Source organism: Erythrobacter alti, from assembly GCF_037996805.1.
GTDB lineage: Bacteria > Pseudomonadota > Alphaproteobacteria > Sphingomonadales > Sphingomonadaceae > Alteraurantiacibacter > Alteraurantiacibacter alti.
Map to the genome: position 1 here is coordinate 174,186 of NZ_JBBNAX010000007.1, position 15,383 is coordinate 189,568.

The following is a 15,383-nucleotide window of genomic DNA, read 5'->3' on the forward strand; positions in this document are numbered from 1 at the left end:
GCAGAAATTATCGCCGATAGGCTGGCGGGAGCTCGCTTTCGTCCAGCGTGCGATAGCGTTCGCGCAGTCGCGTCTGGTGGTTGTCGAGTGGTTGCTCCACCCCGTCGATGAAGACCCTGAGCGGTGCCGAGCTGACTTCGAGCGGATCGCCGTCCCAGACGACCAGGTCGCCATACGCACCCGACGCCAGCACGCCTGCGCGGCCTTCCAGCCCGGCGATGCGCGCGGGGACAGAAGTTATCGCAGCGAATGCCTCGCCCCAGGTCAGGCCGGTGGCTCCCGGAACGCGGTTGAGCGCGACGAGGTTGCCCGATTGCTGCGGCAGGTTACGCGGATGGTCGCCGCTGCTCTCGTAACCGCCGATGGCGACCGTCACTCCGGCATCGACCATGCGCCCGACATTGCTTTGCGTTGCCCCCAGCCGCTCGAAGCTTTCGGGCAGGTCGGTCAATGCAGAGGTTATTACGGGTACGCCCGAAGCGGCAATGCGGTCTGCGACCATCCAGCCTTCGGTCGCGCCGGTCAGCACCATGTCGAGCCGCGGAAATTCCTCGCGCAGCGCAAGGACGGAAAGAATATCGGCGGCGCGGTGAACGGTGACGTAGAGCTTTTGTTCTCCGGTAACGACGTGCGACAATGCCTGTGCATCGAGCCGCGACAACATGCCGTCCTCATCCCAGTCGCCGGTGCGCGCGTAATATTCCGCTTCGGAAAGGGCGTTGCGGACCATGGCGTGGACCGATGTGCGGCTGCCCCCCGCGAGTGAGGCTCCGCGCTCACCCATCTCGACGATCTGGAAAGCCCGCCGGTGGGTCACCGCGTCATAGTCGGCGCCGAGGTCGACCACCGCGCCCTGTCCGGCGAAAATTCCCGAGCTTGCATCCGGCACCACGGTGGCCCTGGTAACGCCGCCAGCACGGCTGTAACCGAAATCCTGCGCCGACGGGTTGATCGCCGGTGCCACATCGAGCGCGGCATCATACGGCGAATCGCCAGCCCGAATATCGTTACTCGACGCCACCGCGCCGACATCGACGAGGCCGAGATTGGTGATCGAGGCGAACAGGCCCGGTGTGACCCAGGTGCCGCTGCCATCAAGAACGGGGACGCCAGCTGGTACGGAAACGCCTTGCCCGGCGGCAACCACACGGCCCGATCGCACCACGACCGTGGCATTCTCGATGGGATCGCTGCCATCGCCGGTCGCGACCGTCGCGCCGGTTATGGCAATATCCTGCGCTGCAAGCGGAGCCGAAGCGAAGGCAAGAACGGCTGCGGAGAGTGTCAGGAGACGCTTCATTTCACGTCTCCTTCACCCGGCTGGCCGAGCTCGAAATCGCTAACCGGACGCATCGCCGGATTGTTCATGTCATACATCAGTGCGCCATCGATCCAGACCATTTCGGGCCGCGAATAGATGCTCAGCGGATCGCCGTTCCACAGCACCACATCGGCCATCTTGCCTGCCTCGAGGCTCCCGGTCATGTGGTCGATGCCCATCGCGCGCGCGGCGTTGAGCGTGATCCAGCTGATGACATCGGCATCGGCAATATCGATTCCCATGCGGCGACCGTCCGCCTGCGCTTTGGCAGCTTCCTGGTTGAGCCGCTGGATACCGTTGGCATCGTCCGAGTGGATCACCACGCAGGCACCTGCATTGTGGATCATCGCAGCGTTTTCGGGGATGGCATCGTAGGCTTCCATCTTGAAGCCGTACCAGTCCGCCCACACCGCCGAACACACTTCGTTTTCGCGCAGCAGGTCGGCAATCTTGTAGCTTTCCACCGCGTGATGGAAGGCCGATACGCGGTATCCGAACTCGTCAGCCATATCCATCACGAGCGCCATTTCATCGGCGCGGTAGCAATGGTTCTGGATGAGGATTTCGCCATTGAGCACGCCGGCCAGCGTTTCCATCGCCAAGTCGCGATCAGGATCTTCCTCGGCGGCATATTCCTGCGCTTCGAGCCAGGTTTCACGGTTGACCGCGAAATTCCCCATGCGGGTGGAAGGCATGCGGCCACGGCCGCCGTAGACCCGCTTGGGGTTTTCGCCGCAGGCCATTTTCATCGAATAGGGCGCACCGGGGAATTTCATACCTTGCACGGTGCGGCTGGGCACGTTCTTCAGCGTGACAGTGCGTCCGCCCATGAGGTTGGCCGAGCCGGGCAGGATCTGCAGGCTGGTGATTCCGCCATTGGCCAGTGCGCGGCTGAAGCCCGGGTCCTGCGGCCAGACCGAATGTTCGGCCCAGACTTCAGGCGTGGTCGGGCTGGTCGCTTCATTGCCATCGCTATGCGCGGGCACCGAAGGCGAAGGGTAATCGCCGAGGTGCGAATGGATATCGATGATGCCCGGAGTAACATAGCGCCCCGTTCCGTCGACCCGCGTGTAGCCATCGGGCACGGCCATGTCCGCGCCGCCGATACCGACAACTTCGCCATTGGCAAAAAGCACCACGCCGTTATCGATGCGCCCGCCCGCGCCATCATAAATGGTCGCGCCGACGAGCGCGGTTGGCACGCCGGGGTAGCGCGAATAGGTCGAGGCGTAGGGCACGTCCGGCACCTCGGTCGGAGCCGTGGCGCTGGTCGTTTCCACGTCCTGCGATGCGCTGGCGGCGGAACAGCCTGCCAGTGCCAACGAGGCAATAGTTGCAAGTGCGGCGGCTGGACCGCCCTTTTTCAAGTGACGGTCCATGTGCCTGATTACCCCTGCCTGGTTTCCGGATGCGTGCCAGCTTCCTGCGCTTCGAGACCTGCGCCGGACTGGCCGAGGAGATCGTCCCCGACGTTGTCATCCCTGAGCGTGTCGAGATGCATCAGGCGCTTGACCAGCGGACTGAGGACCATGACCGCGACGCCGATACCGACAGCATACCAGCCAACGGTCGAATAGACGTCGAGCACGATCTGCTTGCCAGCTTCCTCGCCCACGCCTTCTGCGCCGGTTGCCGCAGCGATCAGTCCGGCGGCAAAGTTACCGGTTGCCGAAGCGAAGAACCACGTGCCCATGATCAGCGAGGCCATGTGGCCGGGGCTCAGGCGGTTCATCGCCGAGAGGCCGACCGGGCTGAGGCACAGCTCACCAGTGGTGTGCAGCAGGTAGATGAGGAAGATGAAGATCACCGGCGTCGGGATGTTCACGCCCACGCTCTGCGCGCCCCACACCAGCACCAGAAAGCCGAGGCCCACCTGGATGACGGCAAGGCCGAACTTCATCGGCGTGCTGGGTTCCGCACCGCGCGCGCCGAGGAATTGCCACAGCATGGCGAAGACCGGAGCCAACAGCACGATGTAGATTGCGTTGATCGACTGGAACATCGATGCGTTCACACCCTGCGTATCGACATGGCGATCAGTGAACAGGTTGAGGCTGGAGCCTGCCTGTTCGAACAACGCCCAGAACACGATCGACACGAGAATCAGGAACATGGCTGCAAAGATACGGTCACGCTCTTCCGCAGCCAGCTTGGTGACAGCGGTGAACAGGACGAACAGCACGAGGCCGCCGCCGAATGCGCCAAGGACGTACCCGACCAGTTCCTGATACTGGATCGCGGCCCAGCACAAGGCGACCATGGCAAGACCGGCACCATAGATGCCCCATTCCTTGCCGCCCTTGATCTTCTCAGGATTCTTGGGCTCGCCCTTGCCGCGCAGCAATGGCTTGCCGACGACGAAGAAAACGAGACCGATCAGCATACCGAAGCCGGCGAGGCCGAAGCCGTATTCCCAGCCAACCGTCTGGCCGAGATAACCGCAGATGATCGAGGCGGTCGCGGCGCCGACGTTAATACCCATGTAGAAGATGGTGTAGGCTGGATCGCGGCGGATATCGGTGCGCGAGTACAACTGGCCGACGATCACCGAGATGTTCGCCTTGAGGAAGCCCGAACCCACGATGATGAGCGCCAGCGCAAGCCAGAACACATTGATCATCGGGTTGGCCTGGCCAAGCGAGCCATCGCCTTCGAACGCCATGAAGAAATGGCCGAAGGTCAGCAGGACGGCGCCGAACAGCACTGCCTTGCGCTGGCCGATATAGCGGTCGGCCAGATAGCCACCGACAACCGGCGTGATGTAGACCAGCGCGGTATAGGCGCCGTAGATGACCGAGGCTTCACCGTCACTGAAGAGCCAGTGCTGCGTGAGGTAGAAGATCAGCAGTGCGCGCATCCCGTAATAGGAAAAACGCTCCCACATCTCTGCCATGAAGAGCAGGAACAGGCCCTTGGGATGGCCGATGACCTCTTCCTGTGGTCGGGTAATCAGCACGAGGCCGCCGATCAGGAATGACGCCAATGCGACGACGGCGACGCGGAAGGTCCACATCTCGAAGCCGGAATCGAATGTGAAGAATAGTCCCTCAACCATACGGTATGCACCCTTTGCTGAATCTTTTCCGCCGCTTCTGAGTGGCGCGGATACTCCATGAAAGCGGGCACACTAGCGATTGTTTCGCCTATGTGAAGCCACTTCGGTTGCATAAGAAACTGATTTTGTGTGCCGCCCGCGCTTGACCTGCCACGCTGTATTATGGCACTGATGCACCTGACATGGTCGATACCCGCCCCGTATATTTGCGCCTGCGCGAACAGATTGCCGCCGCAATCATCGACGGGCGCTATGCTGAAGGCGCGATGTTGCCTTCGGTGCGCGCCTTTGCCGCAGATCAGGGCGCCAATCCGTTGACCGTGGCCAAGGCCTACCAGCAGTTCCAGTCGGACGGCCTGATCCGTGTCCAGCGCGGGGTCGGAATGTTCGTGCGCGAAGGAGCGGCTGCCAAGCTGCGCGAAAGCGAGCGGGAAGCATTCCTGCGGGAAGAATGGCCTGCAATCCGCCAGCGGATGGAGCGTCTTGGCCTCGACCCTGCGGAACTCGTCGCGCGCGCCTGACGGGCACTGTGACGCGCCTGGCCACATGGCGCAGCAGAAATTTTACAACTGATCTTGCTGATAAATTACCATGAGCATTGCGTAATCGCCCGCTTTCTGGCAATCTTGCAACTGCACCGAACGATTGCGTTCGGCGATTGCGGTAATGCGGGTCGCACCCATAACCCGGTCGGGGAATAAAATGATCAGGTCCGAACTCCTCCAGGCATTGTCTGCGGACAATCCCGAACTGCGGCCAGAAGAGGTCGAGCAGGTTGTCGATATCTTCTTTGACGAGATCGCAAACAGACTGGCCGAAGGTGGCCGCGTCGAATTGCGCGGTTTCGGTACGTTTTCGACACGACAGCGTGATGCGCGCACGGGGCGCAATCCGCGCACGGGCGAATCGGTGCAGGTGCCAGCCAAGCGTGTGCCCTATTTCAAGCCGGGCAAGGAAATGCGCGAGCGTCTCAACGCGGACTGAGCGCGGGCAACCCCAGCTCCTAAATTTAGTGACATTGGCCTTTGTGCCATTGGCAAACGCCGGCGACTGACGCTAGGCGCGTGAAACGCGTGCGGGCGTGGCGGAATGGTAGACGCCGGGGACTTAAAATCCCCTGATCCTATAGATCGTGTGGGTTCGAGTCCCACCGCCCGCACCAGTTTTCACTGGAGAAAGCCGTCCGGGGGACGGGTTTCCGTCAAAACTCCCAAATGAAGCGCCGGGCAACTGAAGGAAGCCGCTCGGGGGAAGAGTGCCAGAGATGGAAAGTAAACGCGCCGGTCATCTCTGCATTCGGTTTTCCCTGATGGCGAGCGCGCAAAAAAATCATCCCACTCTGGCTAATTCAATCACTTAGCAGCCTGGTAGCCCGGCCGTCCCGGCCGTGTGCGGTGAGACATGGGGATGAGAATGGGCAATCTTTTGCCAAGGGGGGATTACGTCAGGGCGAAGGCACCGGTCAAACGAGACAAACGCGAATTGCGTGCCGCTCCGCGATTTACCCTTTTGATCCGGGCGGCCAAGCTGGTCACCGATGCAGGCGAGTTCCTCTGCGTCATCCGCGACGCTTCGGAATTGGGTCTGTCAGCGCGCATCTTCCATCCGCTTCCACGCGGAAACACGATGGTGGTGGAATTGCAGAACGGCGACCGCCTGGACGCCGAACTGGTCTGGCAGAAGGATGATCGCGCCGGTTTTCGCTTCCTGCAGCCTGTTAACGTCAAGACGATCATCGAATGCCCCAGCAGTTTCTCCAAACGCCCGGTGCGGATCAACGTCTCGGCCCCGGCGCGTATCGAATCCACCTTTCGCTCTGAAAAGGCCCAGATCCACGACATCTCGCAGCAAGGCGCCAAACTCGCGTGCGATGGTGTCTTTGCAATCGACGAAAAGGTAAAGCTGCGGGCTGCGGGAATGCGCGATACGCAGGCGAAAGTGCGTTGGCGGCAAGACGGTTTCTACGGACTGGTGTTCGAAGAGACCTTTCAGTTCGGCGAATTGGCCCGGATCGCCCGTAACCTCCAGCGACCGGATTAGGCGTAGCGCACCAAGGTGTTGAGGCTGAAATTAACTTCCCTCTAACCATTTTCCTTCAGTTCCGGGTTGTACCAACAACCGGGGGCTTTCATGCACGACATAGGTAACGGCAGCGCAAATGAAATCGCTGTCGATGTAGCCATCATCGGAGCAGGTCCTGCGGGCCTTACCGCCGGCTACTTGCTGACCAAGGCCGGCAAAAGCGTGGCGATCATCGAGAAGGACGCAACCTACGTCGGCGGCATCAGCCGCACGGTCGAGCATGACGGCTATCGTTTCGATATCGGAGGCCACCGCTTTTTCTCGAAAAGCCAGCAAGTTGTCGACCTGTGGGACGAGATCCTGCCCGACGATTTCATCCAGCGCCCGCGCATGAGCCGCATCTATTACGAGGGCAAGTTCTACTCCTACCCGCTGCGCGCATTCGAAGCGCTGGGCAATCTGGGCCTGTGGCGCAGCGCCATGTGCATGCTGAGCTATGCCAAGGCAAAGGCCTTTCCCAACCGCGAAATTCGCAGTTTCGAGGACTGGACGAGCAACCAGTTCGGCAAGAAGCTCTATTCGATCTTCTTCAAGACCTACACCGAGAAGGTGTGGGGTATGCCATGCGACGAGATGAGCGCGGACTGGGCGGCACAACGCATCAAGGGCCTGTCGCTGTGGAGCGCGGTGATCGACGGACTGAAGCGTAGCCTCGGCCTCAACAAGCTCAACGACGGTAGCGGCAAGCAGGCCAAGACCCTCCTCGAAACCTTCCGCTATCCGCGGCTCGGCCCGGGCATGATGTGGGAAGCCGCGCGCGACAAAATCATCGCCACCGGCAAGGGCCAGGTGATCATGGGCCACGCCCTCAAACAGCTTGCGGCCGATGGCGAGAATGGCTGGCGCATGACCGCCGCCGGTCCGGATGGCGAGGTCGTTATCAAGGCCGACCACGCGATCAGCTCGGCCCCGATGCGCCAGCTCGGCGCGCGGCTGCATCCGCTGCCCGCCACGACGCTCGAAGCCAGCAATCTGAAATATCGCGACTTCCTGACCGTCGCGCTGATGATCAAGTCCGAAGACCTGTTCCCCGACAACTGGATCTATATCCATGACGAAAAGGTGCAGGTCGGACGCGTGCAGAATTTCCGCAGCTGGTCGCCCGAAATGGTGCCCGATCAGGATGTCGCCTGCGTCGGTCTCGAATACTTCTGCTTCGAAGGCGATGGCCTGTGGTCGATGGACGATGCCGATCTTGTCGAACTCGCCAAGAAGGAAATGGATATCCTCGGCCTCGTCTCGCCCGACAAGGTTATCGGCGGCGCGGTGGTGCGGCAGGAGAAGGCCTATCCCGTCTATGACGAGGACTATGCCGCCAACGTCGAGGCCATGCGCGCCGAGCTGGAAGCCGAGCATCCAACTCTGCACCTTGTCGGACGCAACGGTATGCACCGCTACAACAACCAGGATCACGCGATGATGACCGCCATGCTGACGGTCGAGAACATCATCGCCGGCGAGCGCCTCTACGACACCTGGTGTGTCAACGAGGACGCAGAATATCACGAAGCCGGTGACGAGGGCGCGGAAAAAGCCCTTCCAGCTCGCGAAGTCACCGCCGACCAGGCCGCTGCCCTGTCATCGGTGCGCGATGTGCCGCGCCGCGTGGACAGCGACCAGAAGGCTGCCTGAGCATGACGGCAGCGTTGCTCCGCTTTGTTGACCGGCGAATCACCCGCTACCTGCTCGCCAGCGTGGGCGCGCTGGCGGTGGATGTGGGATCATTCCTTGCGCTGCTTTCACTTGGTGTATGGGCGGCGGGTGCTTCGGCCATAGGCTACAGCCTCGGCATCGTGGCGCACTGGCTGATGAGCAGCCGTGCGGTTTTCATCGGCAATGTCGCAGAGCGCGGCGCCGGGCGTACACGCCAGAAGGCGCTGTTCGTCATTTCCGCGCTGATCGGCCTCGGGCTCACCACGGGCATAGTCTGGGCGGGCGATGTTTCGGGCTTCGATCCGCGCCTTGCCAAGCTTGTCGCCATCGCGGTGAGTTTTACTGTAACTTGGCTAGTGCGCAGCCGCGTCGTTTTCCGCTAAGGACCGCGCCCTATGGCAAGGACCGGGGCAAGACAGGACGCGTTTGTGCGCACGGCGTGGGCAGTGTTGCTCGTCTGGGCGGTGTATTCTGCTGCCCGCCTGCTGATTTTTGCATTCACCGATTTCGATAGTCCCGGCCCCGATGACTGGACGCGTCTTTTGCAAGTGCGCGCGCTGCTCGACGGGCAAAGCTGGTGGGATACCCTCCAGTACCGGATGAACCCGCCCGACGGGTTCTCGCTGCATTGGTCACGGCTGGTCGACATGCCGCTTGCACTGGCAATCAGTGTGCTGGGGGAGCGCTGGGGGATGGCGATAGTCCCGCTCTTGTGGCTGCTGCCCGCACTGTTCGCCATGCGCGCCATCATGCTGCGGCTGAACTTTTCGCGCGGGGCGCTGGGTATCGGGCTGGTGCTGTTCGTGCTGTTTCCCCTGCTCCCGGGAATTTTCGCGCCACTGGCAATCGATCACCATACACCGCAGGCCGTGCTGGGACTTGCCACGGCCGCGCTGATGCTCAGCGAGCGGCGCTGGGGTGCGGTTGGTGCAGGTTTCTTCGCTGCGGCGTGGGTCGTGATCTCGCTGGAGGCGCTGCCCTTTGTCGCTGTTATCGCCGCGCTTTATGGCCTGCGCTATCTGGGCGAGGAGCGGCGGCTGTTGCCGTGGTTCCTGCTGGCCCTGACGATCTTCGCGCTTGGACTGTCGCTCGCCACGCGTCCCTATTCCGAAATGCTTGGCCCGTATTGCGATCTGCTCCGCCCCGGCCATATCGCGGCCTTTGCCATGGCAACGCTGATGGCAGGGATCGGTCCATTCCTGCCGTTCCAGCACATTACCGCAGGTCGGTTCGCATCGCTGCTGCTTATTCCGCTGGCGAGCGTCCCGTTTGCCTATGTCCTGCTCGGCCCCTGCGCGGTCAATCCGATGGCGGAGCTCGATCCGGTTCTCGCGACATGGTGGCACGGTTATATTCCCGAGGGCCTGCCTTTCTGGGAGCAGCCCGTGTCCGTCGCGCTCATGCTGATCTGGACGCTTGTGCCGATTGTTGCGGGCTATTGGCTGGCCGCACGCGGCGGTGCCTTTGCCGAAGGTGCGGGTGTACGCTGGTTGATGCTGCTGATCCTCACGCTGTCGGCTTGGGCCTATTCGCTGCTGCTGATGCGGGCGGGGGTCCTTGCGCAAATGCTCAGCGTGCCCTTCGCCGCCGTGCTGCTCGCCCTGCTCCTGCCGCAGGCACGGGCTGTCGAGGCCATGGTTCCACGAATGGCGGCAACACTCGGCTGCTTCGTGCTGGCAACGCCGATATTCCTGACCGCGCTTGCCAAGCCGCTCGACCCTTTGGTCCCCACTGCCACCATGGCGCGCGGCATTGCGGCACCTGTTGTCAGCGAACCATGCGATCTGGCACGGCTCGATGCGCTCGATCAGGGACTGGTGGTCACGACGATGGATGATGCGCCCGAATTGCTCGGTCTGACCCGTCACGATGTGACTGCCGCCAGCTATCACCGCAATCAAGGCGCCATGGCGGATGTGGTCGCGGCCTATACCGGCTCGCCGGAAAAGGCGCGGGCGATCATTGCGGGTTACGAGGCGGACTATGTGCTGGCTTGCCTGTCGGCGAGCGATTTTGCGCTCTATCGCACGGCCGATCCGGACAATTTCGCCAATGCGCTTGCGAGCGATGATCCGCCGTCATGGCTGGAGCCGGTCGCAGGCTTTGAAAACGGGGCGCTGCGCGCTTTCCGCGTGCGCTGATCAGAATAGCTGATCAGGAGGGGCGGAAATTCATCGCCACGCCATTGATGCAATGGCGCTTGCCGGTCGGGCGCGGACCGTCGTTGAAAACATGGCCCAGATGCCCACCGCAATCGGCGCAATGCACTTCGCGGCGCGGGTAACCGAGGTGGTGATCGGTCGAATAGCCCACCGAGCCATTATCGATCGCCTGCCAGAAGCTGGGCCAGCCGGTGCCGCTGTCGAACTTCTGCGCGCTCGAATAAAGGCGATTGTTGCATCCGGCGCAGACGAAGGTGCCGCGGCGGCTTTCGCTGTCGAGCGGAGAAGAAAACGGGCGTTCGGTGGCCGCTTCGCGCAGCACGCGGAACTCCTGGGCGCTCAACCGGCGGCGCCATTCGGCTTCGGAGCGGGAGACAGGATAGCTTTGCTGCGCGCGCGCTTCGCTGCCACCGCAGGCGGCGAGGATGGGAACGCTGACGCCTGCGCCGAGCCAGGCGAGAAGTGAGCGGCGGTTAATCGTCTGATTTTTCATACCAAAGACTCTATGTGGCAGGTTCCGAACTGTTCCTGAACACTCCCAGCAGGGCCTTTATGACAGAGGGACGCTTGGTGCCGCGCGGGCCCGATTGCATCACACGCTTGCGGAACAATGTCGCACCAGCGTGGATGAATATCGCTACCCACAGCGCCTGCCAGCCAAGGGCCAGCAGGTGCGGCCACAGCGCTTCCTCTGCCGCCGCCCGTGCCACCATGGCAAAGGGCGAGCTCAGCGGGAATGCCATGGCCGTATATTCGATCACACCCCCGCGGTCGGTTACAGCGAGGCTGGCGAAAAAGAACACCAGGATCTGGAACATGGTGGCGGGCATCGACAATGTCTGCACTTCGCGCACCGTCGCGGCGAGCGATCCGACCGCGAGGAAAATCGATCCGAGCAGCAGGTATCCCATGCCGAAATAAAGCGCGAACAGCAGGAAGAACATGGGCCAGCCGACACCCGGATTGGCGAAATCGGACAGTGACTGTCCGCCTGCATAAAGGATTGCTGCGCCGGTGCTGCCCCACACCGCGATGCCGACCACCGACACGCCAAGCATGGCGAACAGCTTGCCCATGAATACCGCGTCCATCGGAATGGCGGCGGCGAGGACTTCGATGATCTTGTTGCCCTTTTCCTCGACGAGGTTGGACAGCACCATGCTGGCGAGCAGCATGATGAGCAGGAACAGCAGGACTTGCCCGCCCTGTGCGGTGCGCAGCCTTCCGGACGTTTCCGCAGCGCCGCTTGTGCCGACAATCTGCGTGCCGACAGGAGGATAGGTTCGCGCACGCTGGTCGGCAGCATGGGCGGCAATCAGCCCGACAGTTCCTTGCCAGCGGGCAACCCGGCCTTCGGTCGCCGTGAGCACGGGTGCGTCGAGTGTTCCGGTGACGACAGCTGCGAGGCTACCCTTGCCGTCCTCGAGCACGGCGCGCGCATCATAGGTTTGGCCCGGCTCCAGCCGCTCCAAGGCGACCATGGGCGGCATCGATCGCGGAATTTGCGCTGCCAGTTCGTTGTGCGCTGCCAGCATGGCATCGACATCTTCGCCCTGCATCGCAATTCCGACATCGGCGACCGAGGCTTCGCTCTGCACCTGTGCGCCGACGCCGCCAGCAAGGCCCATCACCACCACGGGGAACAGCGGGCCGAGCAGGAAGAATATGAATGTGCGGCTGAACAGTATGGCGCTGAAATCGCGCCGGGCGATCACCCAGGCCGCGCGCCACATCGACAGGCGACCACCATCCTTGACTGCGCTGCTGCTCATGAAGCTTCTCCCGCGCCTTGCGTCACCATGTCACGCGCTGCCGCTTCTCCGGCGATGGCGACAAAGGCATCGTGCAGGCCCGCGCGTTCGATGCTGAGCGACTGGATGCCTGCATCGCCATCGATCAGTGCCTTGAGCAAGGGTTCGATACCGCTATCGGGCAGCGGGAAATTCCAGAAATGGCCGACCTGGCGCGCATCGGCGGGCAGGGCGGAGCGCCACGGACCGTCGCTATTGCGCGTTTCCAGCAGCACTTGCGCGGGAATGCGGTCGCGCGCCTCGTCAACCGGACCGGCAAAGGGCACCTTGCCGCCTGCAATAATGGCGATGCCTTCGCACAAGCGTTCGGCATGGGCGATGACGTGGGTGGAAAAGATCACCGTCGTGCCCTTGTCCGCAAGGCCGCGGATCAGCACTTCGAGCTTGCCCTGGTTGATCGCGTCGAGTCCGCTGAACGGCTCGTCGAACACCACCAGCTTCGGCTCATGCACCAGCGTGCCAAGCAATTGCACGGTTTGCGCCATACCCTTCGACAACTGGCGGATCTGCTTGTCGACAGCATGGCCGAGACCATGGTTTTCGAGCAATTCCTTCGCCCGAATGCGCCCTTCGGGCAGCGGCAATCCGCGCAGCGCTCCCATGAAGGCAATCGCCTCGAAACATTTCATCGACGGATAGAGCCCGCGCTCTTCAGGCAAATAGCCGATGCGCCGCGCGACATCCTGCGGATCATCTGCCCCCAGCACGCGGCGATAGCCCTCATCGGGATCGATAATGCCCAGCAGCATGCGCAAGGTCGTGGTCTTGCCCGCACCGTTAGGACCGAGAATGCCGTAGATCGCGCCCTCGGGGATGGAGATATCGACCCCGTCGACCGCCAGCGTATTATCGAACCGCTTTACCAGCCCGCGCGCTTCGATCGCGAGGGGACGGTCAGTTGCCGGGGAAGCCGCATCGCTCACTTGGGAAAAATCACTTGTCGCCATATCCATGGTGTAGCCGCTAGAGCGCAGGAATGAACGGGACACACCCGCATTATGGTTAATAAGCCGGATAATATGTCGCTTGAGCAACGCCTCAAGGCGAAAGCGCACGAACTCGGCTTTGTGTCGGTGGGCATTGCGCCAGCCGAGGATGATGCGTTGCGTGCACAGCGGCTGCACCAATGGCTGGACGACGGGATGCACGGCGACATGGGCTGGATGGAAGACCGCGCCGATGTGCGGCAAGGCCCGCAAAGCATGTGGCCCGAAGCGCGCAGCGTTATCGCACTGGGCATGAGCTATACGCCCGAAGTCGATCCCTTCGCGCTCGAAAGTGATCCCGATCACGCGCGCATTTCGGTTTACGCGCAGGGCCGCGATTATCATGATACGGTCAAGAAGGCGCTCAAGGCGCTGGCGCGCTGGCTGTGCGCAGAAGCTCCAGAAACGCAGCTCAAGGTCTTCGTCGATACGGCGCCGGTGATGGAGAAACCCTTGGGCGAAGCCGCCGGGCTGGGCTGGCAAGGCAAGCACACCAACCTCGTCAGCCGCGAACATGGCAGCTGGCTCTTTCTCGGAGCGATTTACACCACGCTCGAGCTGGCGGCGGATACCGACCATGCGGATCTGTGCGGTTCATGCAGGGCCTGCCAGGATGCCTGCCCGACAGACGCATTTCCCGAGCCCTACCGGCTCGATGCGCGGCGCTGTATTTCCTACCTCACCATCGAGCACAAGGGCGCCATTCCGGAGGAATTCCGCGAAGCCATCGGCAACCGCATCTACGGCTGCGACGATTGCCTGGCGGTGTGCCCGTGGAACAAGTTTGCGCAGGCCTCTGCGCGCCACCGCGCCTTTGCACCGCGCGAAGACCTCGTTGCGCCGCGCCTCGATGAATTGCTCGCGCTCGACGATGCGGCGTTCCGCGCGAAATTCTCGGGTTCTCCGATAAAGCGGATCGGGCGGGGTCGCTTTGTGCGCAATTGCCTGATCGCAGCGGGCAACAGCGGCAATCGCGCACTGCTGCCGCAGGTCGAGGCGCTGGTTGGCGATGCAGACGCAGTGGTGGCCGAAGCCGCAGTCTGGGCGCGCGGGCGGCTTAGCGGAAGTCCTTGAGGGGTTTATCGACATCGGCAAGGTCGGCCGGATCGACTTCGACCCGCGCTTCCACCAGCTTGCGCCCCTGCACGTAATCCTTGGTCCGGTTGACTGCATCCACCGCGATGACCCGCCCGTCCTTGAGGTAGATCACCGAGAAACTGCGCTCTGCCGGATCGCCGCGCAGCACTGCCTCGTCATAGCCGATATTGAGGCCAGCGGTTTGCAGGCGCAGGTCATACTGGTTCGACCAGAACCACGGGAAAGCGGCGTAGGGTTGGGCTTCGCCGCATATCGATTTGGCTACAGTGGTCGCCATGTCATGGGCGTTTTGGACGCTTTCCAGGCGGATCACTGCGCCATTGGCCCAAACGTTGGGATGCGCGGCACAATCACCGACGGCGTAGACATGCTCGAGACTTGTGTGGCAGGTTTCCGAGACATCTACCCCGTTCGCTCCGGCCGCACCGGCAGCGATCAGCGGACCGACTGCGGGCACGATGCCGATCCCCACGACAACGGCATCGCAGGCGATCTCTTCGCCATCGGTTAGCACAACGCCGGTGACGCGGTCTTCGCCGGTCAGTCGCTCGACCCCGATGCCCAGCCGCAGGTCTACCCCCTGGCGGCGATGCTCGGCTTCGTAAAAAGCGGACAAATCCTCACCCGCCACGCGGTTGAGGACACGGTCCATCGCTTCGATCAGCGTAACCTTGCGGCCCAGCTTGCGCAGCACTGCTGCGGCCTCGAGGCCGATATAGCCGCCCCCGATCACCACGAAATGCTGCGCGCCCGCGGCCAGGTCTTCAAGCATACGGTCGACATCGCGGATGTCGCGCACCGCATGAACGCCGTCGAGGTGCCCGCCGGGGCATGACATGCGCCGTGCATCGCCGCCCGCAGACCATATCAGCCTGCCGTAGCCGATGCGCTCGCCCGAGCCGAGTTCGACTTCATGCGCCATCGGATCGACTTTCGTCACCGTCTGTCCGAGCATCAGCTCGATATTCTTGTCTGCCCAGAACGTTTCGGGACGAATCAGCAGCCGCTCCAGCGGCTTTTCTCCGGCGAGATATTCCTTGGACAATGGCGGCCGCTCATAGGGCGGAACGCGATCACGCCCGATCATCAGGATCGAGCCTTCGAAACCCTGCTGGCGCAGCGCAATTCCAGCCTGTGCGCCGCCATGCCCCGTGCCAACAATCACCACATCATGACGTGTCATGCGCGCGGAGTGGGCAAAAAAGGCTGGCGCGT

At 62.3% G+C, this 15,383-nt stretch carries 14 protein-coding genes and 1 tRNA gene; 8 read left to right on the forward strand and 7 right to left on the reverse strand.

Features of this window, described 5'->3' with window-relative positions:
* Positions 1–7: 7 nt before the first annotated feature.
* From AAC850_RS08630 to AAC850_RS08640, 3 genes are read right to left on the reverse strand one after another with little or no spacing between them, the layout of a single operon-like run.
* Positions 8–1,300: an amidohydrolase family protein gene (locus AAC850_RS08630; protein ID WP_340588307.1), complete on the reverse strand. Its 1,293-nt coding sequence runs from the start codon at positions 1,298–1,300 to the stop codon at positions 8–10.
* Positions 1,297–2,700: an amidohydrolase gene (locus tag AAC850_RS08635; RefSeq protein WP_340588308.1), complete on the reverse strand. Its 1,404-nt coding sequence runs from the start codon at positions 2,698–2,700 to the stop codon at positions 1,297–1,299. Before AAC850_RS08635 ends, AAC850_RS08630 begins: the two co-directional genes overlap by 4 nt.
* An 8-nt stretch (positions 2,701–2,708) precedes the next feature.
* The gene (locus tag AAC850_RS08640) at positions 2,709–4,376 is read right to left on the reverse strand and encodes a peptide MFS transporter (protein WP_340588309.1); all 1,668 of its coding nucleotides are present in this window, start codon (positions 4,374–4,376) and stop codon (positions 2,709–2,711) included.
* A 182-nt stretch (positions 4,377–4,558) separates the two neighbouring features.
* Here AAC850_RS08640 and AAC850_RS08645 point away from each other — a divergent pair, with 182 nt between their 5' ends.
* From AAC850_RS08645 to AAC850_RS08675, 7 genes are all read left to right on the forward strand, one after another.
* Positions 4,559–4,897, forward strand: a complete 339-nt coding sequence (locus AAC850_RS08645) for a GntR family transcriptional regulator (RefSeq protein ID WP_340588311.1) — start codon at positions 4,559–4,561, stop codon at positions 4,895–4,897.
* Between the two features lie 181 nt (positions 4,898–5,078).
* A complete protein-coding gene (locus tag AAC850_RS08650) occupies positions 5,079–5,360 on the forward strand; it encodes an integration host factor subunit beta (protein WP_340588312.1) in 282 nt (93 codons plus the stop codon).
* 91 nt (positions 5,361–5,451) lie between these two features.
* Positions 5,452–5,538, forward strand: a tRNA-Leu gene (locus AAC850_RS08655).
* A gap of 251 nt (positions 5,539–5,789) precedes the next feature.
* Positions 5,790–6,416 carry a PilZ domain-containing protein gene (locus tag AAC850_RS08660; protein ID WP_340588313.1) on the forward strand — a complete coding sequence of 209 codons (627 nt, stop codon included), beginning with the start codon at positions 5,790–5,792 and terminating at the stop codon, positions 6,414–6,416.
* Between the two features lie 90 nt (positions 6,417–6,506).
* Entirely contained in the window at positions 6,507–8,090 is a 1,584-nt protein-coding gene (locus AAC850_RS08665) for an NAD(P)/FAD-dependent oxidoreductase (RefSeq protein ID WP_340588314.1), read from the forward strand.
* A 2-nt stretch (positions 8,091–8,092) separates the two neighbouring features.
* The gene (locus AAC850_RS08670; RefSeq protein WP_340588315.1) at positions 8,093–8,494 is read left to right on the forward strand and encodes a GtrA family protein; all 402 of its coding nucleotides are present in this window, start codon (positions 8,093–8,095) and stop codon (positions 8,492–8,494) included.
* Positions 8,495–8,506: 12 nt separating this feature from the next.
* A complete protein-coding gene (locus AAC850_RS08675) occupies positions 8,507–10,252 on the forward strand; it encodes a hypothetical protein (protein WP_340588316.1) in 1,746 nt (581 codons plus the stop codon).
* Positions 10,253–10,265: 13 nt separating this feature from the next.
* Here the strand turns inward: AAC850_RS08675 and msrB are convergent, their stop codons facing one another.
* From msrB to AAC850_RS08690, 3 genes are read right to left on the reverse strand one after another with little or no spacing between them, the layout of a single operon-like run.
* Entirely contained in the window at positions 10,266–10,766 is a 501-nt protein-coding gene (gene msrB, locus AAC850_RS08680; protein ID WP_340588317.1) for a peptide-methionine (R)-S-oxide reductase MsrB, read from the reverse strand.
* Between the two features lie 10 nt (positions 10,767–10,776).
* On the reverse strand, positions 10,777–12,045 hold the full coding sequence (locus AAC850_RS08685; protein ID WP_340588318.1) for an ABC transporter permease: 1,269 nt from the start codon (positions 12,043–12,045) through the stop codon (positions 10,777–10,779).
* Positions 12,042–13,031: an ABC transporter ATP-binding protein gene (locus AAC850_RS08690; protein WP_340588552.1), complete on the reverse strand. Its 990-nt coding sequence runs from the start codon at positions 13,029–13,031 to the stop codon at positions 12,042–12,044. Before AAC850_RS08690 ends, AAC850_RS08685 begins: the two co-directional genes overlap by 4 nt.
* Positions 13,032–13,082: 51 nt before the next feature.
* On the opposite strand from AAC850_RS08690, the gene queG reads away from it, so the two are divergent.
* Positions 13,083–14,144, forward strand: coding sequence for a tRNA epoxyqueuosine(34) reductase QueG (gene queG, locus AAC850_RS08695; RefSeq protein WP_340588319.1), 1,062 nt, complete (start codon positions 13,083–13,085; stop codon positions 14,142–14,144).
* On the opposite strand, the gene AAC850_RS08700 is transcribed toward queG, so the two are convergent.
* Positions 14,128–15,351, reverse strand: a complete 1,224-nt coding sequence (locus AAC850_RS08700; protein WP_340588321.1) for an NAD(P)/FAD-dependent oxidoreductase — start codon at positions 15,349–15,351, stop codon at positions 14,128–14,130. The genes queG and AAC850_RS08700 overlap by 17 nt on opposite strands.
* Positions 15,352–15,383 lie beyond the last annotated feature (32 nt).

Excerpts from the sequence above, each read along its gene's own strand:
- AAC850_RS08630 (WP_340588307.1), bottom strand. The coding sequence starts at position 1,300 with ATGAAGCGTCTCCTGACACTCTCCGCAGCCGTTCTTGCCTTCGCTTCG.
- AAC850_RS08635 (WP_340588308.1), bottom strand. The coding sequence starts at position 2,700 with ATGGACCGTCACTTGAAAAAGGGCGGTCCAGCCGCCGCACTTGCAACT.
- AAC850_RS08640 (WP_340588309.1), bottom strand. The coding sequence starts at position 4,376 with ATGGTTGAGGGACTATTCTTCACATTCGATTCCGGCTTCGAGATGTGG.
- AAC850_RS08645 (WP_340588311.1), top strand. The coding sequence starts at position 4,559 with ATGGTCGATACCCGCCCCGTATATTTGCGCCTGCGCGAACAGATTGCC.
- AAC850_RS08650 (WP_340588312.1), top strand. The coding sequence starts at position 5,079 with ATGATCAGGTCCGAACTCCTCCAGGCATTGTCTGCGGACAATCCCGAA.
- AAC850_RS08660 (WP_340588313.1), top strand. The coding sequence starts at position 5,790 with ATGGGCAATCTTTTGCCAAGGGGGGATTACGTCAGGGCGAAGGCACCG.
- AAC850_RS08665 (WP_340588314.1), top strand. The coding sequence starts at position 6,507 with ATGCACGACATAGGTAACGGCAGCGCAAATGAAATCGCTGTCGATGTA.
- AAC850_RS08670 (WP_340588315.1), top strand. The coding sequence starts at position 8,093 with ATGACGGCAGCGTTGCTCCGCTTTGTTGACCGGCGAATCACCCGCTAC.
- AAC850_RS08675 (WP_340588316.1), top strand. The coding sequence starts at position 8,507 with ATGGCAAGGACCGGGGCAAGACAGGACGCGTTTGTGCGCACGGCGTGG.
- msrB (WP_340588317.1), bottom strand. The coding sequence starts at position 10,766 with ATGAAAAATCAGACGATTAACCGCCGCTCACTTCTCGCCTGGCTCGGC.
- AAC850_RS08685 (WP_340588318.1), bottom strand. The coding sequence starts at position 12,045 with ATGAGCAGCAGCGCAGTCAAGGATGGTGGTCGCCTGTCGATGTGGCGC.
- AAC850_RS08690 (WP_340588552.1), bottom strand. The coding sequence starts at position 13,031 with ATGGCGACAAGTGATTTTTCCCAAGTGAGCGATGCGGCTTCCCCGGCA.
- queG (WP_340588319.1), top strand. The coding sequence starts at position 13,083 with ATGGTTAATAAGCCGGATAATATGTCGCTTGAGCAACGCCTCAAGGCG.
- AAC850_RS08700 (WP_340588321.1), bottom strand. The coding sequence starts at position 15,351 with ATGACACGTCATGATGTGGTGATTGTTGGCACGGGGCATGGCGGCGCA.